Here is a 22,167-nt window from a genome sequence, read left to right on the forward strand (position 1 = left end):
AGCGTCAGGCAGAAAAAAAGGTCCGCATTTTTGCGGACCTTTTTCGTTTATGCACTTGCCAGGGGCCGTCAGGCCTTGGCGATGACCTGCTCGATGGCGCCGAAGATCGACGCGCCCTGCGCGTCCTTCACTTCAATGCGTACCGTGTCGCCAAACGAGAGGAACGGCGTGCTGGCCTTGCCATCGCGCAGCGTTTCCACCGTGCGCTGCTCGGCAAGGCACGATGCACCCTTGCTCACGTCCTGATTGGCGATGGTGCCCGAACCCACCAGCGTGCCGGCGGTCAGCGGGCGGGTTTTCGCCACGTGGGCAACCAGCTGCGCGAAATCGAACTGCATGTCGACGCCGCATTCCGCTTCGCCGAACCATTCGCCGTTGATCCACGTCAGCATCGGGCGGTGCAGTTTCTCCGACTGCCACGCATCACCCAGCTCATCGGGCGTCACCAGCACCGGCGACAGCGCCGAGCGCGGCTTGGACTGCACGAAACCAAAGCCCTTCGCCAGCTCGCCCGGAATGAGGCCGCGCAGCGACACGTCATTGACCAGGCCCACCAGCTGAATGTGCTCGGCGGCCTGCGCGGGCGTGACGCCCATCGGCACGTCGTCGGTCACTACCAGCACTTCAGCTTCGAGGTCGATGCCGAAATCTTCGCTCGGCACCATGACCGGATCGCGCGGACCCAGAAAACCCGCACTGGTCGCCTGGTACATCAGGGGATCGGTGTAGAACGACTCGGGCACTTCCGCGCCGCGCGCCTTGCGCACGCGTTCCACGTGCGGCAGATACGCGCTGCCATCCACGAACTCATAGGCACGCGGCAGCGGCGCCGCCAGCGCGGCGACATCCAGCGCAAACGCACCCGCCGCTTCACCAGCATTCAATTGCTCGGACAGCGCATTGAGTCGCGGTGCGGCTACATGCCAGTCGTCCAGCGCAGCCTGCAAGGTGGCGGCGATACCCGTGGCCTTCACGGCCTGGGTCAGATCGCGGCTGACCACCACCAGCGTGCCGTCGCGGCCGCCTTCCTTCAATGAACCGAGTTTCATGCGTTCCCTTTGTAGTGCTTTTTAAGATCGCGCCAGCATTCGTAGTAATTGCCCTGCAACTGCGGCGAGGACAACGCCTGCTGCGTGGGGCGAATGACTTTGCGCGTCTCGAACATGAAGGCCATGGTACCGGTGATGTGGTCCGGCTTCGATGTGTCGGCCGCACTGGCCTTCTCGAAACTGGCCGCATCGGGACCGTGCCCGCTCATGCAATTATGCAGACTGGAGCCACCGGGCACGAAGCCACCGGCTTTCGCGTCGTAAGCGCCATCAATCAGGCCCATGAACTCGCTGGCCACATTGCGATGGAAATACGGCGGACGGAACGTGTGCTCTGCCACCAGCCAGCGCGGCGGGAAGATCACGAAGTCCAGATTCGCGGTACCGGGCGTGTCACTGACCGAGGTCAGTACGGTGAAGATCGACGGGTCGGGATGATCCACCGCAATCGAACCGATGGTGTTGAACAGGCGCAGGTCGTATTTGTACGGCGTGTAGTTGCCGTGCCATGCAACCACATCCAGCGGCGAATGGTCGATACGTGCCGACCACAGTCCACCCTGGAACTTGGCCAGCAGCTCGAACTGCCCATCCACTTCTTCGAAGGCGGCAACCGGCGCAAGGAAATCACGCGGATGCGCCAGGCCATTGGCACCGATGGGACCGAGGTCCGGCAGATGCATCGGTGCACCGAAGTTCTCGGCAACGTACCCGCGCGCGGTGCCATCGGTAAGTTCGACACGGAAACGGATGCCGCGGGGAATGACGGCAATCTCCAGCGGCGCAACGTCAAGAACGCCCAGCTCGGTGAAGATGTGCAGAGCACCCTGCTGCGGCACGATGAGCATTTCGCCATCGGCGTTGTAGAAGAAACGGCCTTCCATCGAACGGTTGGCGGCATACAGGTGAATGCCCACGCCAGCCTGCTCGGCAGGACCGCCATTGCCGGCCATCGTCACCAGACCATCAATGAAATCGACGGCGTCGGTGGGCATCGGCAACGGGTCCCAGCGAAGCTGGTTCGGCGTGGCGGGCGCTTCATCGAAACGGTTGTGGAAGTGCTTCGTTGCCACTTCGGCAAACGGCGAATGCTGCGCCGCCGGCCGGATGCGATACAGCCACGTACGCAGGTTGCGATGACGTGGTGCCGTGAACGCCGAACCGGAAAGCTGCTCGGCGTAAAGGCCGTGCGCGGCGCGCTGCGGCGAGTTTTGTCCCACGGGCAACGCGCCCGCCACCGCTTCGGTGGCGAACTGGTTGCCAAAGCCCGACTGGTATCCCGACGTCGTCATGGCAGCTGGCCTTAATGTGATTACAGAACGCCGCGGCGGATCTGGTCGCGCTCGATCGACTCGAACAGCGCGGTGAAGTTGCCGTTGCCGAAACCTTCGTTGCCCTTGCGCTGGATGATCTCGAAGAAGATGGGGCCGATGTTGTTCTGCGTGAAAATCTGCAACAGCAACTTCTTCTTGGTCTCGTCGTCGGCGTCGATCAGGATCTTGTTCTTCTGCAGGCGCGGCACGTCTTCGCCGTGGCCCGGCATGCGCATGTCGATCACTTCAAAGTACGTATCGGGCGTGTCGAGGAACTCCACGTGCTGCGCACGCATCGCTTCCACGGTCTCGTACACGTTGTCCGTGAACATGGCGATGTGCTGAATGCCCTCACCCTTGTACTCGTTGAGGTATTCGTTGATCTGCGATTTCTCGTCCGACGACTCGTTCAACGGAATGCGCACCATGCCGTCCGGCGCGGTCATCGCCTTGGATACCAGGCCCGTCTTCGCACCCTTGATGTCGAAGTAGCGGATTTCGCGGAAGTTGAAGAGGCGCTCGTAGTAATCCGACCACTTCGTCATGTTGCCGAAGTGCAGGTTATGGGTCAGGTGGTCGATGAAGGTCAGACCGAAACCCTTCGGATGACGGTCCACGCCGGGCAGCCATTCAAATTCCGACTCGTACACCTCGCCCTTCGGGCCATAGGTGTCGATCAGATAAAGCGCCGCACCGCCAATGCCTTCGATGACCGGCACCTGGAGCGCCAGCGTTTCAGGCTTGTGAGTGACTTTGGATGCGCCGTTGCCCAGCGCCGTGGCAAGCACGTCGGTGGCCGGACGATTGAAACGGATGGCGAAGCCGCAGGCGCAGGGGCCGTGCTGGGCAGCGAAGTCCGCAGCGAACGAGCCCGGCTCTTCGTTGACCAGGAAGTTGCACGCGCCCTGACGGTACAGCGTGATGTTCTTCGTGCGGTGCTTTGCCACCGCGGTGAAACCGAGGCGCGGGAAGAGGTCGTGCAGCAGTGCGGCATCGGGTGCCGCGAACTCGACAAATTCAAAACCATCGACACCCTGCGGGTTCTCGAAGGTTGTCACTTCCATACCGATGTTAGGCTGGGCGCTCATGGGGATCTCCTGGCATGCAAGGCAGCTTGCGCTGGGTATCGAGAACTTATAGTTTCAGTTGAAACCATTTGCAAGGAGCGGCGCAACATGTCCGCCAGACCGACCGTGGCGCATGCGCCGCTGGAGCTGGAACACTTTCTGCCCTACCGCCTGTCGATCCTGTCCAACACGGTCAGTCAGGCCATCGCCGCCGATTACCAGCAACGGTACGAGCTGAGTATGACCGAATGGCGCGTGATGGCCGTTCTGGGTCGGTTCGAGGGGCTGTCTGCCCGGGAAGTCGCCGAGCGCACGGCGATGGACAAGGTGGCCGTCAGCCGCGCGCTGGCCCGGCTGGTGGATGCCGGCCGTGTGGACCGGGCCACCCACGATGGCGACAAGCGTCGTTCGGTGCTGCAACTGAGCGCTGCCGGCTGGGCGATCCACGACGAAGTGGCGCCGCTGGCCCGGGAGCACGAACGCGAGCTCCTGGAAAAGCTCAACGACGAAGAAAAAGCGTGGCTGGCGCGGATTCTGGACAAACTGATGGCGCCCTGAGGCGCCATCGTTTGCAAATCTGTCGAGGCAGGACGCCGGGGCCATCACACCCCGGCGCACCCGTCATTTGACGCCGTGCATCAACCGGTTGATCAGCGGCGCAATCAGGAACAACAACACGCCAGCGCCCATCAGCAGCCAGAAGCTGAAGGTGAAGCCGCTCAATGCCGAGGCCACGGTCATGCCGTTCTCGCCGCTGATGTGGCCGGCCAGCAGGCCCGACAGGTTGTTGCCGATGGCGGTGGAAAGGAACCAGCCACCCATCGCCAGCCCCACGACCTTGCTGGGTGCGAGCTTGGTCACCATCGAAAGGCCGATGGGCGACAGGCACAGCTCACCCACGGTCTGCATCACGTAGCACAGCGCCAGCGGCCAGAACGGGATATGGCCCGTGCCGTCCACGGTGCTGGACAGGGCATACATCAGCACCAGGAACGCCAGTGCGTTGAAGAGCAGGCCAAGACCGAACTTGCGCGGGATGGACGGCTCCTTGCCGATGCCAGCCGACCAGGCCCATGCCCAGGCCACGAACGGCGCCAGTGCAATGATGGCGGCGGAGTTCACCGACTGGAACCAGCCGGTCGGGAAGATGAATGCGCCGTTGAACATGTTCCGGTCAACGATGTTTTCAGCCAGGAAGTTGAACGAACTGCCCGCCTGCTCGAAGAACATCCAGAACGTTACGTTGAAGGCAAACAGCAGCAGCATCGCGATCACGCGCTGAATCTGCACGCGGCCATGGCGAAGCGCTTCCACCACCAGCATCACGCCCACGCCGATGAACAGCACGCCCAGCAGCCACGCGATCACGATGGCGCCAGCCTGCGCCATCAGCAGGTAAACCAGCGGAATGGCGACCAGGATGCCCACGATCACCATCAGCATGCTCCGGGTGCCGTTGCGCTCCGGCGGCGGCACGCCAATGCCTTTCAGCTGGCTCTTGCCGATGAAGAACCAGATCAGGCTGATGATCATGCCCACGCCGGAAGCGGCGAACACGACTTTGTAGTTCTGCTCCATCGGCGTGTCGCTGAGCACGGATGCCAGCCAGCCGGTTACCAGAGGCGCCAGCAGGCCACCGCCGTTGATGCCCATGTAGAAGATGGTGAACCCACGGTCGCGGCGAGCATCGCCCTGCTTGTAGATTTGTCCCACCAGCGACGAAATGTTCGGCTTGAACAGCCCGTTACCAACGATGACGGTGGCAAGACCGGCAAGGAAAACCTGCTGGTTGGGCACCATCACCATGAACAGTCCAGAGCCCATCACGGCCGCGCCCAGAAGGATCGAGCGCTGGTAGCCGAGAATGCGGTCGGCCACATAGCCGCCGAAGATCGCCGAAGCGTAGACCAGCGCCAGATACGCGCCATACGTGCGGCTGGCGTAGCCCTGGCCGGCCTGATCGTGGTTGAAGAACTGCGCCACGATGTACAGCGTCAGCGCCCAGCGCATGCCGTAGAACGCGAAGCGCTCCCAGAACTCGGTCATGAACAGCATCCACAACGGACGGGGGTGACCCAGCGTTTGCGGGAATTCGGGTACGGGACGGGTGGCGTCGGTTGCAACTGGCGTCATGGGCTTCCCTTGGGAAAAATGATGGGTGCGTCCGTCCGCTGGACGTGAAAGCGACGTGCACGTTTACCCGCCGGGATGCGGCCAGTCAAATGCGGACGCAACAAATTGCGGCATGTCAGGTCCCCAGAACCGTACGCACTTCAAGCAATTCGGGGAAAAAGGTCTGCTCCAGCGCGCGGCGCAAAAAGGCCACGCCGGAAGAGCCGCCGGTGCCGGGGCGATACCCGATGATGCGCTCCACCGTCTTCATGTGACGGAATCGCCAGAGCTGGAAGCTTTCTTCCACATCCACCAGTTGCTCGCACAAGTGGTACTCCGGCCAGTGCGCCTGGGCGTTTTCGTAGATGCCGCGAAGCGCCGGATAAAGATCCGGATCGCTTCGATAGGGCTGGGTGACATCGCGCTCCAGCAGGGCGGCCGGTACGGCGTGACCCTTGCGTGCGAGATAACGCAGGAATTCGTCGTACAGGCCAGGCGCCTCGTAGACCTCGACCAGCGCGGCATGTGCCACCGGATCGTGCTCGAACACCCGCAGCATGTCGCCCAGCTTGTTGCCCAGCATGAACTCGACCATCCGGTACTGGAGCGACTGGAACCCGGACGACGGGCCCAGCACCTCACGGAAAGCGAGGTATTCGGTGGGCGTGAGCGTGGCCAGCACGCCCCACTGCTCGTAGAGCTGCCGCTGGATGTGCTTTACCCGCGCCAGCATTTTCAGGGTGAGGTCGATATCGTCCGCGCGCAGATGGGCCATGGCGCCCTTCAGCTCGTGAATCAGCAACTTCAGCCATAGCTCGGAGGTCTGATGCTGGACGATGAACAGCATTTCGTCATGCTGGGGCGGGTCGGAAAGCGGTTGCTGGGCGCCGAGCACCAGGTCCAGGCGCAGGTACGACCCATAGGTGAGGCGTCCTTCAAGGTCCGTCTGAATGCCTGGTTCGAGCTTGCGCTGCCGATCGGTCATGAAGCCGCCATACCCCTGTTAAGCCCGCCATCTTAGGATGATTCGGAGGTTTCTGTGGGGTCTCCACAACGCTTTAACCACCCCCGCCAGACGGCCCCGTATGCTGCGCCGTCCCTTGCCGCGTCATAATACCCCTGATATCTAGTGCGCCCCGCAAAGGTATGAAGTGTGTGCACGTCCCGCTGGATGGGCTGCCGCCTCCCTGTAAGCGCCACCAACTTTCTCAATCCGGGAGCGAGTCGTGTCCATCGCCGCGAAGTTTGAAATCGAATACCTGCAGTACCTTGACCAGGACGGCAAGGAAACAGGCAAGGAATTGCCCGAGTTCGCCAAGGACCTCGACCACATGGTCGAGCTCTACAAGCTCATGGTGTCCACCCGCGTGTTCGACGCCAAGTCGATCGCGCTCCAGCGCACCGGCAAGCTGGGTACCTACGCTTCGTGCCTGGGCCACGAAGCCGCTCACGTGGGCATCGGCAGCGCCATGCGCCGTGAAGACTCGCTGGCTGTCAGCTACCGCGAATACGGCGCACAGCTGTATCGCGGCGTGAAGCCGCGTGAGGTCTACATGTACTGGGGCGGCGACGAGCGCGGCAACGATTTTGCCGACGCCCCGCGCCACGACTTCGCCTGGTGCGTGCCCATCGCCACGCAGTGCCTGCATGCCGCCGGTTCTGCGCTGGCATTCAAGATCCGCAACGAACCGCGCGTGGCTGTCTGCACCATCGGTGACGGCGGTTCGTCCAAGGGCGACTTCTACGGCGCCATCAACATTGCCGGCGCTCAGCAGCTGCCGCTGGTCGCCGTGATCGTGAACAACCAGTGGGCCATCTCGGTGCCCCGCCGCATCCAGTCCGGTTCCGGCACGCTGGCCCAGAAGGGCCTGGCCGCTGGCCTGTTCTGCATCCAGGTGGACGGCAACGACATCATCGCGGTTCGCAAGGCGATGGAAGACGCCCTGGAACGTGCACGCAGCGGCAACGGTGGCACGGTGATCGAAGCGGTGACCTACCGACTCGGCGACCACACCACGGCCGACGATGCCCGCCGCTACCGTGGCGAGCAGGAAGTGAAAGACGCCTGGGATCGCGATCCGGTTCCTCGCCTGCGCAAGTGGCTGGAAGCGAAAGGCAAGTGGGACGACGCGAAGGAAGAAGCCTGGAAGGCCGAGTGCGACGACTGGATGGACAACGAGGTCAACGCTTACCTCGAAACCAAGACCCAGCCGGCCACGGCGATGTTCGACTACCTCTATGCCGAACTCCCCGCCGACCTTGAGGCGCAGCGCGACTTCGTCGCTTCCCTTGATCGCCAGTCGTAAGGAACTACTCCCATGGCACAAATCACTCTTATCGAAGCCGTGACCCAGGCTCTCGCCTATGAAATGACCCACGACGAAAGCGTCGTGGTGCTCGGCGAAGACGTTGGCGTCAACGGCGGCGTGTTCCGCGCCACCCAGGGTCTGCAGGAAAAGTTTGGCGAACTGCGCGTGCTGGACACGCCGCTGGACGAAACCACCATCGCAGGCGTCACCGTCGGCCTGGCGGTGCAGGGCATGAAGCCGGTCGCGGAAGCCCAGTTTGAAGGCTTCATCTACCCGATGATGGAACAGATCGCCTGCCACGCTGCGCGCCTGCGCAACCGCACGCGCGGCCGCATGACGGTGCCCGCCGTGTGGCGTGCTCCGTGGGGCGGTGGCATCCGTGCTCCGGAGCATCACTCCGAAGCCAACGAGCATCTGTTCACCAACATCCCGGGCCTGCGCGTCGTCATGCCGTCGTCGCCGGCACGTGCTTACGGCCTGCTGCTGGCTGCGATCCGTGATCCGGACCCGGTCATGTTCTTCGAGCCGAAGCGCATCTACCGCCAGTACAAGGAAGAAGTGCCCGATGACGGCGAAGCACTGCCGCTGGACGTCTGCTTCGTGCTGCGCGATGGCACCGACGTCACGCTGGTGACCTGGGGCGCCCAGGTCAAGGAATGCCTCGAAGCTGCCGACGAGCTGGCCCAGAAGGGCATCAGCGCGGAAGTCATCGACGTGGCCACGCTCACGCCGCTGGACTTCGACACCATCGCCGAGTCCGTCACCAAGACGGGCCGCTGCGTGATCGTGCACGAAGCTCCGAAGACCGCAGGCTACGGTGCGGAAATCGCCGCGCGCCTGGCCGAGGAATGCCTGTACAGCCTGCTCGCTCCGGTTGAGCGGGTCACGGGTTTCGACACCCACATTCCGCTGTTCCGCCTGGAAATGAAGTACCTGCCCAGCGTCGAACGCATTGTCGAAGCCGCCCAGCGCACGCTCGCCGCCAGCTAACCTTCTTACGGAACCGACCACCATGGCCGACATTAAAACCTTTCACCTGCCCGACCTCGGCGAAGGCCTGCCCGACGCAACCATCGTCGAGTGGCACGTCAAGGTAGGCGACACGATCAAGCTCGACGCACCGCTGGTGTCGATGGAAACCGCCAAGGCCGTCGTCGACGTGCCCTCCCCGTACTCGGGCAAGGTCACGAAGCTGTACGGCGCTGCCGGCGACATCATCGACACCGGTTCGGAAGTCGTCGACATCGAGATCGACCCCAACGCAAAGCAGCGCGCTGAAGCCGAATCCACGGGCCATCACCATGGCCCGAAGAAGAGCGTCGGCAGCCAGGCTCCGGACGACGCCAGCAAGGTCATCGCGTCGGACGACGGCGGCGAAATCGAATCCAACGGCACCAAGCCCGACCGCGAAGACGAAGGTACCGTGGTTGGCGCCATGGTCAGCGGCAACCACGTGCACACCGAACAGGTCAGCACCATCGGTGGCGTGAAGGCCGTGCCGGCCGTTCGTGCACTGGCGAAGAAGCTGAAGATCGACATCACCCGCGTGTCGCCCTCGGGCGCAGGCGGCGTGATCACGCTGAAGGATGTGAAGGACGCCGCTGCCAACGGCTCGGCCGCCGCGGGCTCTGCCCCGGTGCGCTCCGCTGCCGCCCAGCACCTTGCACCCACGCTGCCGGAACCGGGCCCCGCCCCGACGCGCACGCCCGTCTCGCTCGCCGGCAAGCCGGTGCGCACGTCGCCTCCGGGTTCGCAGGCCATGGGCCAGCCGGAGCAGCTGAAGGGCGTCCGTCGCAACATGGCGCGCGTCATGGCCGAGGCTCATGCCAACGTCGTGCCCACCACCATCGTCGACGACGCTGACCTGCACGCCTGGATCGGCAAGCAGGACATCACGGCCCGCCTGATCCGCGCCATCGTTGCCGCCTGCAAGACCGTACCGGCTCTCAATGCGTGGTTTGACGGCAAGAACCTGACCCGCACGCTGCACCCGCACGTGGACATCGGCATCGCCGTGGATACCGACGACGGCCTGTTCGTGCCCGCCCTGCGCAATGCCGACGTGCTGGATGGCGCCGGTGTGCGTGCCGCGATCAAGCGTCTGCGCTCGCAGGTGGAAGATCGCAGCATTCCGGCCTCGGAACTGTCCGGCTACACCATCAGCCTGTCGAACTTCGGCATGTTTGCTGGTCGCTACGCGACGCCGGTTGTCGTACCGCCGACCGTCGCCATCATCGGCGCAGGCAAGCTCAGCCACGACGTGGTCGCCGTGATGGGTGGCATCGAAGTGCACCGCCGCATGCCGCTGTCGCTCACCTTCGATCACCGCGCAGCCACCGGCGGTGAAGCAGCACGCTTCCTCAAGGCCATGATCGACGATCTGGGCCTGCCGAACTAAGCGTTGCGCGAAGCGAAACCAAACGCCCCGGCGCTTGCGCGACCGGGGCTTTTTTGTTGCCATCGCGGGCAAGCCCGCTCGTTCATCTCATCCCAAGAGGTTCCCATGCGTCTGATCGGCATGCTCGACTCCCCCTTCGTCCGTCGCGTAGCGGTCAGTTGCAAGTTCATGGGACTGCCTTTCACGCATGAAGCGCTTTCGGTCTTCCGCGACTACGACGCGTTTGCCGCCATCAACCCGGCGGTGAAAGCACCGAGCTTCGTGACCGACGACGGCGTGGTGCTGATGGATTCCAGCCTGATCCTCGACTACCTGGAACGCCTGGCGCTGCCCGAGCGCCGCCTCACGCCTGCCGATATCGGGGAGGTGGCCCGGTCACTTCGCATCGTGGGCCTGGCTCAGATCGCGGCCGAGAAAGCCGTCCAGATCTACTACGAACTCAACAAGCGCCCTGACGACAAGCGTCATCAGCCCTGGCTGGACCGCGCCGAAGGCCAGTTGCACGGTGTTTACGCCGCACTGGAAAACGAACTCGGCGACGCGCCTGGCTGGCTTTTCGGCCAGCGTCCGATGCTGGCGGACATCACCACCGTCACCGCCTGGCGCTTTTCAAAGGACTATCTGTCCGAATACCTGCACGCCGAGCGCTATCCGCGCCTCGCGGCATTCTCCGCACGGGCCGAGGCGCTACCGGAATTCGAGAGCACCCCGGCCGAGTAATCCCGGCATCGCAGCGCCAGAGGCGGGCGCGGCGTATCATGAGCGGCTGGCCACCCGCGCGGCATGACACCGCCGCGCGCGCAGTGGACATCCCTTACGCCCTTCCCCGGATCGACCATGCTCAACAACGACACCCTCCGTAGCATTCGCTACATGCTCGACCTTGCCGACCAGCACGTGGTCCAGATCATCGGCCTCACCGGCAAGACGGTCGAGGTTGCCGACGTGAATGCGTGGCTGCGCAAAGAAGACGAGGAAGGTTTCAAGCCCTGCTCCGACGAAACGATGGCGCACTTCCTGGATGGCCTTATCATCCAGCGCCGCGGCCGCGACGAGAGCCAGCCTCCGCGTCCTGTGGAAAAGCGCATCAACAACAACGTTGTGCTGAAGAAGCTGCGCGTGGCGTTTGAACTGAAGGACGTCGATCTGCACGAGATCATGCAGGCCGCCGGCTTCCCGGTGTCCAAGCAGGAAATGAATGCCCTCTTCCGCCAGCCCAAGCACGCCAACTTCCGCCTCTGCGGCGATCAGTTCCTGCGCAACTTCCTCAAGGGCCTGACGCTGCGCCTGCGCGGCTGATCGGCCTGCCGGTGGGAGCGAGCAAGCTCGCTCCCCAGAGGTCGTTATTCAGGCTTGCGGCGACGCCATACAAGATGGCGGATCAACAACGCCGCAGCCAGTACGGCCACGAAGCCGCCGTACGCATAAAGTGCCGGGATCACCTGCTTCCAGATGCCGCCACTCTCCGGGCCAAACTGCCCCACCTGCCTGATCTCCACCGAATCGAACGCCAGCACCGTCAACTGCACGGACAACAAGGCAGCGGCCAGCAGCGCCAGCACGTCGAACGCGCGACGGGTGCCGTTGACGATCAACGATTTCGGATACGACCAGTACGCCCAGGCCAGAATCAGCAGCCAGGGCGCCAGCAGAAGAAGGGCGAGGAAGCGCATGGTTATTCGGCTGCCGCCAGCGCATCCAGCGCTTCGCGCAGGCGCACCACGGCCGCTGCACGCAGCACTTCATCCGGATGGGCAGGACTGGTAGCCACCACCTGGCCATCCAGCAACAGCGCCAGGTGATCGCCCTGCGACTCCACGACAGCGGCCGCGCCACCCATCGACCCCAGGCGCTGACGCACGGCACCTGCCGCCTTCGGATCAGCGAAATTCGCTGACAACAGCAGCTCTTCGCCATCCACTGCAAACAGACGGAAGCGGAAGCTTCCATCGACTTCGCGGAAGCTGGCAAAACGCGGCGAACGTGCCTTCGACGCCGCCGTTGCAGCCACCCTGGGCTGAGCCTGCACCACCGGACGGTGCTTCGCGCTGCGCAGACCAACGGCATCACGCAGTGTGGAAACCAGCGGCGCAGCGATGGCGCGAGCCTTCACGGCACCGGCCAGCAGGATGTCTTCGATGTCATCAGGACGCGCCATCAGCGCGTCGTAACGTTCGCGCATCGGCGCAACGTCAGCTTCCACGCGCTCGAACAGGACCTGCTTCGCTTCGCCCCAGCCAAGGCCACCCTTCAGCGCCTCGGCGAACGCGGCCGACTCGGCGGGCGTGGCAAACGCCTTGAAGATGGTGAACAGCGCTGAATCGTCGGTGTCCTTCGGCTCGCCGGGCAGACGCGAGTCCGTGACGATGCGCATGATCGTTTCGCGCAAACGCCTGGCCCCACCCTCGAACAGCGGCACCGTGTTGTCGTAGCTCTTGGACATCTTGCGGCCATCCAGGCCCGGCAGCGTTGCCACCTGTTCTTCGATGTGCGCTTCGGGCAGCACGAAGAATTCGCGGCCATAGATATGATTGAAACGCTGCGCGATGTCGCGCGCCATTTCGATGTGCTGAATCTGATCGCGGCCCACCGGTACCTTGTTCGCGTTGAACGCGAGGATGTCTGCGGCCATCAGCACCGGATACATGTACAGGCCGGCGGTCACGCCCGCATCGGCGTCTTCGCCCGCTTCCGTGTTCTTGTCGACCGCTGCCTTGTATGCGTGCGCACGGTTGAGCATGCCCTTGGAAGACACACAGGTCAGCAGCCACATCAACTCGGGCACTTCCAGGATGTCCGACTGCCGGTAGAACGTGGCGTGATTCGGGTCCAGGCCACCCGCCAGCCAGGTCGCCGCAATCTGCAGGCGCGAGGCCTCGATGCGCGCCGGATCGTCGCTCTTGATCAGCGCGTGGTAGTCGGCCATGAAGTAAAAGGCATCGACCGTCGGGTCGCGGCTGGCTTCGATCGCGGGGCGGATCGCGCCCACGTAGTTGCCCAGGTGCGGGGTGCCGGTGGTGGTAATGCCGGTGAGTACACGAGTTTGCATGACGGGTCTTGGACTGGCGGGTAACCCTTCCAGTCTAGCTCGCCCGGCGCGACCGCGCCGCATCTGCCCTGCGGCAGGAAGTCACGGTCGCGCCTGGTTGCCGGTTCAGCGCATCAGGGTCGATTTGCCGAACAGCGACTCCACCAGATCCACCGCCAGGCGGGCGGTCTGGTTCTTTTTGTCGAATGCAGGATTCAGCTCGACGATGTCCAGTGAGCCCACGCGGCCGGTGTCCGCGATCATTTCCATGCACAGCTGCGCTTCGCGGTAGTTCGGGCCACCGCGCACGGTGGTGCCGACGCCGGGAGCAATCGACGGGTCCAGAAAATCGACATCGAAGCTGACATGCACGTGGGTGTTGTCGTCGATATCGGCCAGCGCTTCTTCCATCGCGGCTTTCATTCCGATTTCGTCGATATAGCGCATGTCGTAGATATCCACGCCCACATCGTGGACCAGACGCTTCTCGCCCTCGTCTACCGAACGGATGCCAATCTGCCGGAACACCTCCGGCGACGTCGCCGGCGTGGTGCCCCCCAGCGAGGTCAGGGCATCGGGACCGTAACCGCACAGACAGGCCACCGGCATGCCATGGATGTTGCCTGAGGGAGTGATCTGGCTTGTGTTGAAGTCCGCGTGGGCATCCAGCCAGATGACCCTGAGCTTCGTGCCCTTCTCGCGGCAATGCCGCGCCACGGCAGCGATGGAACCGATGGCAAGGCAATGATCGCCGCCAAGCATGATGGGCAGGTTTCCTTCGCACAGTTCCGCGTAAACCGCCTCGTATACGGAGGTGTTCCACGCGACCACTTCCTCCAGGTGCCGGTAGCCATCCGTGGGCGGCAGCCAGGGATTCAGCGGGCCGGAAAGATTGCCGCGATCGACCACATGCATGCCGCGCTTTGCCAGACGCGCGCCCAGGTTCGCCACGCGCAGGGCCTCAGGGCCCATGGAACTGCCGCGATGACCGGCGCCGATGTCGGTAGGTGCGCCAACGATGGCGACCGAACGGGTTACAGGACTCATAGATGTTCTCAGGGTGAGGGACGTTCAACGACCAGGGGACGGCCATCGGCGCGCCATGCATCCGCACTGCCTTCCAGCAGGCGGACACGGGTGTATCCGAGTGATTGAAGCGTGTCGCGCGCTCGCGCGGCGCGCTTGCCCGACTTGCAGTACACCACCAGTTCGCGATCCCGCGGTATGCCAAGCACGCCATGTCGCGCGGCCACTTCGTCCACAGGTACGTTCAGGGCACCGGCGATGTGCCCGTCCCGATACTCCGCAGGCGTGCGCACATCCAGCAGCAAGGGGGCTTCATGATGACTTTGCCGTTCGGCCAGTTCGGCACGCGATACATCCTGCGCAAACGCCCCGAAAGGCACGATCAACGCGAGGATGAGGGGGACATGACGTGGACGAATCATTTCCCGAGTGTACATCGGGGCGTCGGACAGCCACGTTGCAGTGCGCAAGAGGATGCCGTCATGCCTTCACGGCAAGGCGGGCCGCAACACACACTTCGATCAGCAGCCCCATGCCGACACCGATGGCGTATGCCAGAAGGTTCTGCCACGAGAACGCGTGCCCGAACACCAGATGGCCCAGCGTGGAATGACGCACGGCGACCATCCACGGCTCCTGCCACAGCTTCAGGCATTCGATGGCCACGGACGTGGCCATCGCAAGACCCGCGATACGCAGCGCGGATGCGCACGGGAAAAGCATGCCGTATCCGAAATACACCATCAGCGCCCACAGCGCGTCGCCGGGATATTTGCCAAGCACGGCAGGAAGCGCGTCCGGAAAGCGGCGCGAAGCCAGACCGGCAGCGATGGTCAGGAGGACGGCTGCTGCGCAGACGAGGCGATGGCGTGGATGTCTCATGGAAAGCCGCTTGAAAGTATCCGGGCAGTCTGGACGAACTTTGGGGCAGACGGGAGGCGCGACGGCGACGCACCCGGGACACCAGGCAAACGGCGCTCCCCGCCCGCAACCCTTTGCGCGGTTCACGCATCGAACCTGCCAGCCGACAGCCGCCACGGCGAGGCACTCGCGAAGGGGACACCCATGCCCAACAGACGTCCAGCCAGAAACGCCCTCATCCGCGTGTTGCAACTTTGCGGCCTCGTCTTGCTGGCCATCATTCCTTCCATGGCATTCGCGACGTTCTCCATCGTGGCCTGCGATCGCAACGGCAATTGCGGAGTGGCCGTCGCGACAAACAATCTGGCCGTCGGCGCCAGCGTTCCCTATGCCCAGGCACGCGTGGGGGCGCTCGTGTCGCAATTTGAGACCAATCCCACCTATGGCCCCAAAGGGCTGGCGCTGCTGTCGTCGGGCAAGTCGCCCGACGCGACCCTTCAGCTGCTCCTCGACGGGGATGGCAACTTCGATGGCTCCACGATTGCGGAACGACAGGTCGGCATCGTCGATGCGAGGGGGCGGTCAGCCACGTATTCGGGCACAGAGGCGCTCAGTTCCACCTGGGCGGGTGCCCTGCATGGTGATGGCTATGCCATTCAAGGCAACGGACTGGCAGGAGAGCAGGTCGTCGCCGCCATGAAGCAGACCTTCCTGTCGTCCACCGGAACACTGGCAGAGCGCCTGATGGCGAGCCTGGAAGCCGGTCAGGACGCGGGCGGGCAGACCATAGGAAAACGGTCGGCCGCACTGCTGGTGCGAACCACGGACGGCGCCTGGCAAGACATCGACCTGCGCGTCGATGCCGCCACCGAGCCCGTCAGGGATCTCCGGCAGCTCCTGGACCAGCACTACGCGCTGGACGCCATGATCCGCGCGGAACATCAGGCCCAAAAAGGTACGAACGATCTTGCCCGCGCCTCTGTTGCACAGGCCCTGCACCTGAGTCACGGATGGGACCGCATCTGGCGACGCGCCGCGCGCCTGGCCATGACCATGGGCGACAAGGATCGCGCACGCGACTATCTCGCCGTCTTCGTATCCCTTAGCCCCGTATGGGGCCAGATCGAGCTGAAAGACGACCTTTACGCACCCCTCCACGGGGACGCGCTGTTTGAGTCGTGGAGAAAACCCTGATCCATCCCGCGTCATTCAAACGACTAAATCCGCCACAACCACGGATGCACGTGGTTCTCCTCGCGCATTACGAGGTTTCCATCGACCTGGCATACGGAGCAGCCGGGAAAACCCGATCAGGCACCCTGCCACCTGTCGCCCGGGCAGGACACAAAAAAGGCCGGAACCCTTGCCATTGCAAGGTACCCCGGCCTGTCTGGGTGTCGCTGGATCATCACGTGGTGCCGGCACCCGGATTCGAACTGGGGACCTACCGCTTACAAGGCGGTTGCTCTACCAACTGAGCTATGCCGGCATCAGGGCGGCGATTCTAGCAGGATGCAGCCGGCCTCAGAAACAGCCCGTGTTGCGGGAGGACACGCCGGGGGTGCGGACGGTGCGCTTCCAGTCGAACGGCGCGTCTTCGGGCACGACCATGTCCAGCCACCAGACGGGCGTGGTTTCGGTGCGTTCGGCCATCAGGGCCGGAAAGCCCTGGGCGGCGACTTCGTCGCGGCGCTTGCGGGCGTTGGCCGGGTCATGGAAAAGACCAAGCGCCACGGTGTTCTGCTGGTCCCCTGCGGTGACCACGAAATAGTCTTTCACGCCACGGGCTTCCAGCTTGCGCGCCATGGCCAGCGCCTGGTCGCGCGTGGAGTACGCCGGCAGAAACACGCGCCAGCCGCGTGACTGGCTGGTCTGTTCCTGCCGCGAACGCATGCGGGCCGCACGGGGCGCCAGCGCCGTACGCGCCGCGTGCATGTCGGCCTGGGTGGCGAACGGACCCAGCGCGAGGCAGCGGTAGGTGCGCTTGGGGCTCTCGCTGGCGTCTGCTACCGAAGCAGGCCTGGCGGGCGTCGGGGGCTCTTTGGCAGGAACCACAGGTGCAGGCGCAGGAGGTTTTGCAGGCGGGGGAACCACCACCGGAGCCACTGGCGCCCGTACCGACACAGCCTCTGCGGGCGTCGGCGCTGTCGTCGGCACTTCTGCGAGCAGGCGCAGTTTCGGCACACCCTTGTCCGTGGGGTCGACCGCGTGCACGCCGCTGTCGCCCAGCCACAGCCAGGCGGCGACAGCGATGTTCAGCGCGATCAGCAAAACAAACAGCAGGCGAGGAAGCATCGAAGGCCTTTGCAGACGACGTCGGGCCGACGGCCCGCGAACGGCGTGAATTCTAGAGCGAATCGCCGCCCGTGGAATGCGTGGCTGCCCACACAGCCAGACCGCGAAGCACGGTGTCGGGTACGAGGGTAACCTCATGATCCAGCAGCGGCGCCAGCACGTCGGCATCTCCCCCACCCAGCGTCACGGTCGGCGAGCCACCCAACGCTTCGGTAGTACGCGATACAAAACGATCAATCAGCGCGGCCGCTGCCTGCCAGCAACCGGAGACCAGCGCGTCGGCCGTGTTGTCGGCAAGATCACGCACCAGGCCAGGCTGCGAGGGTCGCACCTGCACGGTGGCACCCAATACGGATTGCTGCATCAGCAGCGGACCTGGCGCAATCCATCCACCCAGATGCTGCCCGTCTGCCGTCAGCGCATCCAGCGTCAGTGCCGTGCCGATACTCGCAAGCACACAGGGCACACGGCCACTCGCTTTGGCATCCACCATCGCGAGGAAGCGGTCCACACCAAGCCGCTGCGGCTCGGCATAAGCACTGGTGACACCGCAAGCCTGCATCGGCGAACGTACCCATTGCACGGGCAACGCAAAAGCATCGCGTGCGGCATCGGACAACAGCGCTTCGCGCTCCGCATCTACGACCGATGCGCCGACCACACGGGAAGGCGTGGGCCAGGCATGCCAGACCTCAGCAAGCTCGCGTGCGATGTCCGCATCCCAGGCCAGCGCGCCCCGCTGCACGAAGGTGTCACCTTCCAGCAGCGCAAATTTCAGGCGGGTATTTCCGAGGTCGAGCAGGAGGATCATGGCCGTCCCTGTTTGCGCACGGAAACGTCCGCGCTATCAATGGCCACGGCCTGTCCGTCATCACGAATGACACGAAGTGCACCGCGCGCATCCACGCCATCGCCTGTGCCAGTGAACTCGTTCTGTGCACCAAAGATGCGCAGCGGCTCGCCTTTCAGAAGGTCGTACTGCGCGTAGTCGTCAACGAAACCGGCGAAGCCGTGGCGCTCGAATGCACGCAGGCCATCCACCAGATGGCGGATCAGCGTGGCCGCCACGAGGTTGCGACCGGGTGGTTCACCACCACGCAAGGCGGCCAGATCGGTAATGGGCTGTTCGGCAAGTTCGTGCAGTGAGTCAGGCAGGCGGATGTTGACGCCGATGCCGATGATGGCCGAACACGGCCCAAGGTATTCACCGCTCAATTCCACCAGAATGCCCGCGAGCTTGGCGTTTCCTGCAAGCACATCGTTGGGCCACTTGAGGCCCGCCGTGCGCACACCCAGGTCGTCCAGCGTGCGCATCAGGATGACACCCACGGCCAGGGACAGGCCACTCATTGCAGCAAAACCATTGTCGAAGCGCTTAAGCATCGACAGATAAAGATTCATGCCCGGCGGCGACAACCACGGGCGACCACGCCTGCCCCGTCCCGCCGACTGCATCTCGCCGATGACGATGCTGTTGTCGTCCAGCGTGTGCTGGCGGCGCTGCAATTCGCTGGAAGTGGAATCAATGTCCCAATGCACTTCCAGCAGCCCAAGATCGTGCGCAAGTTCCGGCGGAAGCTGGGCACGGATGCTTGCGGCCTCCAGCAGCTCCGTACGCCATGGCAAACGGTAGCCGCCGCCCACTCGCGCTTCCACCGGCACGCCTTTGAGACGAAGCGACTCGATCTGCTTCCATACCGCAGCGCGGGTCACGCCAGCCTGTCGCGCCAGCGCGGCGCCAGACACGGCCTCGCCCCCGGCGAGGGCTTCAAGAAGATCGCGGGCCAGCATCAGGTACGGCCAACCGCGTGGGGACAGGCAATCAGGTAGGTTTGGATGAGGCGCATCGGCCGATTTTAGGCCAGTGCGACCGCCTGCGCCCATAAACCATGCCAGCCATACGCCCCCGGCAACCCCGAATATGGCTTTGGGCACCACCTAAGCACATGATCTTTCGACATTAATATGCGAAATGCGCATTTCGCAGCTCCTGGCACTGGCGAGGGCCGAAAGTTTCTGGGAGGATCGGTTGTCCCCCCGGGACTATTTAGGGGTATTCCCGATGAACGCCAGAACCCAAGTGTTCGCGCTGCTGTGCGTCGTCGGTGCCACGGGCACCGTTGCGGCACAAGGCGTCGACCTGACAGGCAACCTGCTCTCGCTGAGCGGGAGCGCTGCGGCGTCCCATTTTGAAGGCAACGGGTCCGACCGTTTCGACGGTGGCAACACCCGTGGCAATCAGGGTGGACGCGGCCGCGACAGCGGCGACGTGATGTCCAGCCGCGCCAGCGCCAACCAGCGCATCGGCAACCCTTCTGTACCGTCGGGCGTTGATGGCGATGACAACGGGCGCGACAGCGCACCAGCACCCACGGCACGTTCGCAGAACCCCAGCTGGCAGTCCCTGCTTCCGGGCGCGATGCTCTGACCCACTTGGGTTTGATCGGCCGCGGCCCGATACCGGGATGATCGCGCGCAAGCGCATCTCGACTTCCCTCGCGTGATCGAACGTCTCCGTCGTTTCTTCCAGCGCTTTCAGAAACCGCCCGTACCGATTGATGACGCCCTCTGGCGTCACGCGTTGTCGCGCGTGCCACTGGCGCGCGAACTCCCGCCAGCCAGGCAGGCGAAACTGCGAGAACTGGCCACGCTGTTCCTGCATCGCAAACGCTTCCATCCGGTAGCGGGTGCTGAACTCGATGACTACTGGCGGCTGGTGATTGCGATGCAGGCGTGCCTTACCGTTCTGAACAAGAGCGCCAGGGCGCTGGACGGCTGGACCAATGTCATCGTGTATCCCGGGCAATTCAGCGTGCGGCGCAATCATCACGACCGCGCGGGCGTGGTGCACGAGCACGATGACACGCTCATCGGCGAGGCATGGGAACGTGGTCCGCTGGTGCTGTCGTTGAACGACGTGGCGCTGGATCTCGAAGCGCCGCACGATGGCTATAACGTCATCGTGCACGAGATGGCGCACAAGCTGGACATGCTGGCCGGTCACGCCAGTGGCGTGCCCCCGTTACCGCCGACCATTCGCCGACGCGAGTGGATCGAAACCATGCAGCGCGGATTCGACCGGCTGTCGCGCGACGTGCAGCGCGGCCATCACACGCACATTGATCCGTATGCCGCCGAAGCACCGGAAGAATACTTCGCGGTGACCAGCGAGCTGCATTTCTCGAACCCGGAGCGACTGGCCGAAGCCGAACCGGCCGTGGCGCGGCTGCTTTCGCTGTACTACGACAAGCCCTGAATCAGCCGGGCGGAATGCGCACGGTGAAGCGGGCACCACCCAGCTCTTCAGAGCGGTCAACCTGCATCTCGCCCTGATAAGCCTTGACGATGTCCTGCACGATGGACAGGCCGATACCGTGGCCCTGCACGCGTTCGTCGCCGCGTACGCCACGTTGCAGCACGCGCTGAACCTTGTCGTCGGCAATGCCGGGGCCATCGTCTTCCACGATGAGCAGCAGGCCGCTACGGCCATTGCCCTTCCCTACCGTTCGCGCGGTGAGCAATACGCGGTGCTGGGCCCACTTGAAGGCGTTCTCCACCAGGTTGCCCATCAGCTCCAGCAAGTCGCCCTGCTCGCCGGGGAAAGCGGCGCCTTCGTCAATTTCAAACTCGCACAGCACATTCTTCGCGGCATAGACCTTCTCAAGGCTCTGCACCAGGTCCTCCGCGTGGCCGGCAAGCGCAACGGCCGACGCAAAGGTCTGGCGTCCCGACGTCGCCGCACGCGACAACTGATAGGCCACCAGCTCATCCATGCGGCGCACCTGGTCCACCAGGTCTTCGCGCAACTGTGCGCCGTCTGGCGACGATTCGAGTTGCGAACGAATGACCGCCAGCGGCGTTTTCAAGCTGTGCGCCAGATCGGCCAGCGTGTCTCGATAACGCGTGCGCTGCTCGCGCTCGCTGTCGATGAACGCATTGAGGCGACGGGTCAGTACAGTGAGTTCCACCGGGTACGGCCCATCCAGGTGATCGCGGCTGCCACGTTCGATATGCGCCAGATCGCTGGAAACCCGACGCAACGGCAGCAGGCTCCAGCGCAGCAGGAACAGCTGCAACAGCATGAGCATCATGCCCAGCATCGCCAGCCACAGAAACTGTGTGCGCCGGTACGTGGCCACCTGCCTCTCGAACTGGTCTTCGGTCTGTGCAACCGCGAACGTCAGCGGGACAGAGCGCTTCTCGGTGCTGTCCAGCGACACACCGTAACTGAAAACGTAAAGACGCCCGCTGCGGGTTTCCACCGGCTCAAACGAGGTCTGGCCCGGTTCCAGCATGCGCACGAAATCAAAATCGCGCCCCAGCGCCGACGCAGACTCCCAGCGAAACCCGTCGTTGCCCACGATGATCGCGTAGAGGCCCGAGCCCGGACGCGAGAAGTCCGGGTTGGGCTGGCTGTCTGGTGTGGTGACCTTGCCGGCACGGGTGATGTCGGTGCCCGTGATGTAGGCGATAACGTAGTTGTGCAGCCTGTCGTGCATGGCGCTCAACTCACTGGCGTAGTTCGCCTTGTTCTGGGCAAGACCCGTCAGGCCCAGAAAGGCGGCCAGCGCAAAGCCCGTGGCCAGCGCCGCGCGCGCCGCGAGAGAGAGCGGCCGGGGGCGCTTGGGAAGAGTAGGCATGTCCATGCTTGGGCTAGCTTGCATTGCTTTGTGCCGGCACACCAGCGACCGGCGTCACAGCTGACGCCG

Annotated in this window: 23 protein-coding genes and 1 tRNA gene; 9 read left to right on the plus strand and 15 right to left on the minus strand. The window is 63.8% G+C overall.

The features are described 5' to 3' along the window. Positions 1-68: 68 nt before the first annotated feature. Genes FHW69_RS02460 through hppD form a run of 3 tightly spaced genes read right to left on the minus strand, consistent with a single transcriptional unit; the run spans position 69 to position 3,450 of the window. Positions 69-1,049: a fumarylacetoacetate hydrolase family protein gene (locus FHW69_RS02460; protein WP_183421425.1), complete on the minus strand. Its 981-nt coding sequence runs from the start codon at positions 1,047-1,049 to the stop codon at positions 69-71. Further along, positions 1,046-2,341 carry a homogentisate 1,2-dioxygenase gene (gene hmgA, locus FHW69_RS02465; protein WP_183421426.1) on the minus strand — a complete coding sequence of 432 codons (1,296 nt, stop codon included), beginning with the start codon at positions 2,339-2,341 and terminating at the stop codon, positions 1,046-1,048. Before hmgA ends, FHW69_RS02460 begins: the two co-directional genes overlap by 4 nt. A gap of 20 nt (positions 2,342-2,361) precedes the next feature. Continuing rightward, positions 2,362-3,450, minus strand: a complete 1,089-nt coding sequence (hppD, locus tag FHW69_RS02470) for a 4-hydroxyphenylpyruvate dioxygenase (RefSeq protein WP_183421427.1) — start codon at positions 3,448-3,450, stop codon at positions 2,362-2,364. 87 nt (positions 3,451-3,537) lie between these two features. On the opposite strand from hppD, the gene FHW69_RS02475 reads away from it, so the two are divergent. Then, positions 3,538-3,987: a MarR family transcriptional regulator gene (locus FHW69_RS02475; RefSeq protein WP_183421428.1), complete on the plus strand. Its 450-nt coding sequence runs from the start codon at positions 3,538-3,540 to the stop codon at positions 3,985-3,987. A 63-nt stretch (positions 3,988-4,050) separates the two neighbouring features. On the opposite strand, the gene FHW69_RS02480 is transcribed toward FHW69_RS02475, so the two are convergent. Both FHW69_RS02480 and FHW69_RS02485 read right to left on the minus strand, forming a co-directional pair. Continuing rightward, a complete protein-coding gene (locus FHW69_RS02480; protein ID WP_183421429.1) occupies positions 4,051-5,562 on the minus strand; it encodes a peptide MFS transporter in 1,512 nt (503 codons plus the stop codon). Between the two features lie 115 nt (positions 5,563-5,677). Beyond that, entirely contained in the window at positions 5,678-6,526 is an 849-nt protein-coding gene (locus FHW69_RS02485; RefSeq protein ID WP_183421430.1) for a tryptophan 2,3-dioxygenase family protein, read from the minus strand. A 241-nt stretch (positions 6,527-6,767) separates the two neighbouring features. On the opposite strand from FHW69_RS02485, the gene pdhA reads away from it, so the two are divergent. From pdhA to FHW69_RS02510, 5 genes are all read left to right on the plus strand, one after another. Next, complete coding sequence (gene pdhA, locus FHW69_RS02490; RefSeq protein ID WP_183421431.1) at positions 6,768-7,847, plus strand: pyruvate dehydrogenase (acetyl-transferring) E1 component subunit alpha; 1,080 nt, start codon at positions 6,768-6,770, stop codon at positions 7,845-7,847. A gap of 12 nt (positions 7,848-7,859) precedes the next feature. Continuing rightward, positions 7,860-8,840 carry an alpha-ketoacid dehydrogenase subunit beta gene (locus tag FHW69_RS02495; RefSeq protein WP_183421432.1) on the plus strand — a complete coding sequence of 327 codons (981 nt, stop codon included), beginning with the start codon at positions 7,860-7,862 and terminating at the stop codon, positions 8,838-8,840. 22 nt (positions 8,841-8,862) lie between these two features. Next, positions 8,863-10,248: a dihydrolipoamide acetyltransferase family protein gene (locus FHW69_RS02500; RefSeq protein WP_183421433.1), complete on the plus strand. Its 1,386-nt coding sequence runs from the start codon at positions 8,863-8,865 to the stop codon at positions 10,246-10,248. 105 nt (positions 10,249-10,353) lie between these two features. Continuing rightward, positions 10,354-10,968, plus strand: a complete 615-nt coding sequence (locus tag FHW69_RS02505) for a glutathione S-transferase (protein WP_183421434.1) — start codon at positions 10,354-10,356, stop codon at positions 10,966-10,968. Positions 10,969-11,085: 117 nt separating this feature from the next. After that, entirely contained in the window at positions 11,086-11,547 is a 462-nt protein-coding gene (locus FHW69_RS02510) for a DUF1456 family protein (RefSeq protein ID WP_183421435.1), read from the plus strand. Between the two features lie 44 nt (positions 11,548-11,591). Here the strand turns inward: FHW69_RS02510 and FHW69_RS02515 are convergent, their stop codons facing one another. The 5 genes from FHW69_RS02515 to FHW69_RS02535 form a co-directional block, all read right to left on the minus strand. After that, on the minus strand, positions 11,592-11,921 hold the full coding sequence (locus FHW69_RS02515) for a hypothetical protein (RefSeq protein ID WP_183421436.1): 330 nt from the start codon (positions 11,919-11,921) through the stop codon (positions 11,592-11,594). A gap of 2 nt (positions 11,922-11,923) precedes the next feature. Next, on the minus strand, positions 11,924-13,297 hold the full coding sequence (locus FHW69_RS02520) for a tryptophan--tRNA ligase (protein ID WP_183421437.1): 1,374 nt from the start codon (positions 13,295-13,297) through the stop codon (positions 11,924-11,926). A 105-nt stretch (positions 13,298-13,402) separates the two neighbouring features. Next, positions 13,403-14,323: an arginase gene (gene rocF, locus FHW69_RS02525; protein WP_183421438.1), complete on the minus strand. Its 921-nt coding sequence runs from the start codon at positions 14,321-14,323 to the stop codon at positions 13,403-13,405. Positions 14,324-14,331: 8 nt separating this feature from the next. Next, complete coding sequence (locus FHW69_RS02530) at positions 14,332-14,724, minus strand: rhodanese-like domain-containing protein (RefSeq protein ID WP_183421439.1); 393 nt, start codon at positions 14,722-14,724, stop codon at positions 14,332-14,334. 58 nt (positions 14,725-14,782) lie between these two features. Beyond that, the gene (locus tag FHW69_RS02535) at positions 14,783-15,184 is read right to left on the minus strand and encodes a DUF2809 domain-containing protein (RefSeq protein WP_183421440.1); all 402 of its coding nucleotides are present in this window, start codon (positions 15,182-15,184) and stop codon (positions 14,783-14,785) included. 183 nt (positions 15,185-15,367) lie between these two features. Between FHW69_RS02535 and FHW69_RS02540 the strand changes: the two genes are divergently transcribed. After that, a complete protein-coding gene (locus FHW69_RS02540; RefSeq protein ID WP_221195353.1) occupies positions 15,368-16,357 on the plus strand; it encodes a DUF1028 domain-containing protein in 990 nt (329 codons plus the stop codon). A gap of 219 nt (positions 16,358-16,576) precedes the next feature. Here the strand turns inward: FHW69_RS02540 and FHW69_RS02545 are convergent. The 4 genes from FHW69_RS02545 to FHW69_RS02560 all read right to left on the minus strand — a co-directional run bounded on the left by FHW69_RS02545 (position 16,577) and on the right by FHW69_RS02560 (position 19,249). Then, positions 16,577-16,652: transfer RNA gene (locus FHW69_RS02545), tRNA-Thr, on the minus strand. 35 nt (positions 16,653-16,687) lie between these two features. Further along, complete coding sequence (locus FHW69_RS02550; protein ID WP_183421441.1) at positions 16,688-17,458, minus strand: SPOR domain-containing protein; 771 nt, start codon at positions 17,456-17,458, stop codon at positions 16,688-16,690. A gap of 52 nt (positions 17,459-17,510) precedes the next feature. Next, positions 17,511-18,269, minus strand: coding sequence for a type III pantothenate kinase (locus FHW69_RS02555; protein ID WP_183421442.1), 759 nt, complete (start codon positions 18,267-18,269; stop codon positions 17,511-17,513). Further along, entirely contained in the window at positions 18,266-19,249 is a 984-nt protein-coding gene (locus FHW69_RS02560; RefSeq protein WP_183421443.1) for a biotin--[acetyl-CoA-carboxylase] ligase, read from the minus strand. Before FHW69_RS02560 ends, FHW69_RS02555 begins: the two co-directional genes overlap by 4 nt. Before the next feature lie 271 nt (positions 19,250-19,520). On the opposite strand from FHW69_RS02560, the gene FHW69_RS02565 reads away from it, so the two are divergent. After that, positions 19,521-19,886 carry a hypothetical protein gene (locus FHW69_RS02565; RefSeq protein ID WP_183421444.1) on the plus strand — a complete coding sequence of 122 codons (366 nt, stop codon included), beginning with the start codon at positions 19,521-19,523 and terminating at the stop codon, positions 19,884-19,886. Positions 19,887-19,958: 72 nt separating this feature from the next. Then, complete coding sequence (locus tag FHW69_RS02570; RefSeq protein ID WP_343203951.1) at positions 19,959-20,714, plus strand: M90 family metallopeptidase; 756 nt, start codon at positions 19,959-19,961, stop codon at positions 20,712-20,714. A 1-nt stretch (position 20,715) separates the two neighbouring features. Here FHW69_RS02570 and FHW69_RS02575 read toward each other — a convergent pair whose 3' ends face one another. After that, positions 20,716-22,098 (minus strand): ATP-binding protein, encoded by a 1,383-nt coding sequence (locus FHW69_RS02575; protein ID WP_255494488.1) that lies wholly within the window; start codon positions 22,096-22,098, stop codon positions 20,716-20,718. Between the last annotated feature and the right edge of the window lie 69 nt (positions 22,099-22,167).

It is taken from the genome of Luteibacter sp. Sphag1AF (assembly GCF_014192715.1).
GTDB lineage: Bacteria > Pseudomonadota > Gammaproteobacteria > Xanthomonadales > Rhodanobacteraceae > Luteibacter.

Bases quoted from the DNA above. Each gene is read 5' to 3' on its own strand.
- FHW69_RS02460 (WP_183421425.1), bottom strand. From the start codon at position 1,049: ATGAAACTCGGTTCATTGAAGGAAGGCGGCCGCGACGGCACGCTGGTG.
- hmgA (WP_183421426.1), bottom strand. From the start codon at position 2,341: ATGACGACGTCGGGATACCAGTCGGGCTTTGGCAACCAGTTCGCCACC.
- hppD (WP_183421427.1), bottom strand. From the start codon at position 3,450: ATGAGCGCCCAGCCTAACATCGGTATGGAAGTGACAACCTTCGAGAAC.
- FHW69_RS02475 (WP_183421428.1), top strand. From the start codon at position 3,538: ATGTCCGCCAGACCGACCGTGGCGCATGCGCCGCTGGAGCTGGAACAC.
- FHW69_RS02480 (WP_183421429.1), bottom strand. From the start codon at position 5,562: ATGACGCCAGTTGCAACCGACGCCACCCGTCCCGTACCCGAATTCCCG.
- FHW69_RS02485 (WP_183421430.1), bottom strand. From the start codon at position 6,526: ATGACCGATCGGCAGCGCAAGCTCGAACCAGGCATTCAGACGGACCTT.
- FHW69_RS02495 (WP_183421432.1), top strand. From the start codon at position 7,860: ATGGCACAAATCACTCTTATCGAAGCCGTGACCCAGGCTCTCGCCTAT.
- FHW69_RS02500 (WP_183421433.1), top strand. From the start codon at position 8,863: ATGGCCGACATTAAAACCTTTCACCTGCCCGACCTCGGCGAAGGCCTG.
- FHW69_RS02505 (WP_183421434.1), top strand. From the start codon at position 10,354: ATGCGTCTGATCGGCATGCTCGACTCCCCCTTCGTCCGTCGCGTAGCG.
- FHW69_RS02510 (WP_183421435.1), top strand. From the start codon at position 11,086: ATGCTCAACAACGACACCCTCCGTAGCATTCGCTACATGCTCGACCTT.
- FHW69_RS02515 (WP_183421436.1), bottom strand. From the start codon at position 11,921: ATGCGCTTCCTCGCCCTTCTTCTGCTGGCGCCCTGGCTGCTGATTCTG.
- FHW69_RS02520 (WP_183421437.1), bottom strand. From the start codon at position 13,297: ATGCAAACTCGTGTACTCACCGGCATTACCACCACCGGCACCCCGCAC.
- rocF (WP_183421438.1), bottom strand. From the start codon at position 14,323: ATGAGTCCTGTAACCCGTTCGGTCGCCATCGTTGGCGCACCTACCGAC.
- FHW69_RS02530 (WP_183421439.1), bottom strand. From the start codon at position 14,724: ATGATTCGTCCACGTCATGTCCCCCTCATCCTCGCGTTGATCGTGCCT.
- FHW69_RS02535 (WP_183421440.1), bottom strand. From the start codon at position 15,184: ATGAGACATCCACGCCATCGCCTCGTCTGCGCAGCAGCCGTCCTCCTG.
- FHW69_RS02540 (WP_221195353.1), top strand. From the start codon at position 15,368: ATGCCCAACAGACGTCCAGCCAGAAACGCCCTCATCCGCGTGTTGCAA.
- FHW69_RS02550 (WP_183421441.1), bottom strand. From the start codon at position 17,458: ATGCTTCCTCGCCTGCTGTTTGTTTTGCTGATCGCGCTGAACATCGCT.
- FHW69_RS02555 (WP_183421442.1), bottom strand. From the start codon at position 18,269: ATGATCCTCCTGCTCGACCTCGGAAATACCCGCCTGAAATTTGCGCTG.
- FHW69_RS02560 (WP_183421443.1), bottom strand. From the start codon at position 19,249: ATGCTGGCCCGCGATCTTCTTGAAGCCCTCGCCGGGGGCGAGGCCGTG.
- FHW69_RS02565 (WP_183421444.1), top strand. From the start codon at position 19,521: ATGAACGCCAGAACCCAAGTGTTCGCGCTGCTGTGCGTCGTCGGTGCC.
- FHW69_RS02575 (WP_255494488.1), bottom strand. From the start codon at position 22,098: ATGCCTACTCTTCCCAAGCGCCCCCGGCCGCTCTCTCTCGCGGCGCGC.